The organism is Pseudomonas sp. 43(2021) (assembly GCF_017490805.1).
Lineage (GTDB): Bacteria > Pseudomonadota > Gammaproteobacteria > Pseudomonadales > Pseudomonadaceae > Aquipseudomonas.
On the sequence record NZ_JAFGYJ010000168.1, the window covers coordinates 1 to 612 of the forward strand.

General features: G+C 61.9%; 1 protein-coding gene. It reads right to left on the minus strand.

Annotation, left to right across the window (positions count from 1 at the left end; translation table 11 throughout):
• Positions 1 to 612 (minus strand): enoyl-CoA hydratase-related protein (locus J5M71_RS26570; protein WP_243434365.1); only part of this gene is annotated, 612 nt, incomplete at both ends.

Here is a 612-nt window from a genome sequence, read left to right on the forward strand (position 1 = left end):
CTCCTTGATCATCATCGCAATCGGCAATGACTTGCCGGCGATCACCGCTGCGACTTTCAGCGCTTCATCAAGCAGCTCATCGCTCGGCACGATGCGCGCGACGATGCCGCAACGCTCGGCTTCTACCGCGTCGATCATGCGCCCGCTCAGGCACATTTCCATGGCTTTGGCTTTGCCCACGGCGCGGGTCAGGCGCTGGGTGCCGCCCATTCCCGGCAGCACGCCGAGGTTGATTTCCGGCTGGCCGAATTTGGCGTTGTCGCCCGCCAGGATGAAGTCGCACATCAGCGCCAGTTCACAACCGCCGCCGAGGGCAAAGCCGTTGACCGCTGCGATGATCGGCTTGCGTCGGTTGGCAACGCGATCGCTGTCGCTGAACAGATCGTCCATGTAGATCTGCGGATAGGTCAGCTCAGCCATTTCCTTGATGTCGGCACCGGCGGCAAAAGCTTTTTTCGAACCGGTGAGGACGATGCAGCCAATGTGCGCATCGGCTTCCAGCGTATCGAGGGCGTGGTTCACTTCGCTGACCAGTTGCGCGTTCAGCGCGTTCAGCGCCTGCGGCCGGTTGAGGGTGATCAGGCCGACGCGGTCGCGGGTTTCCAGCAGAAT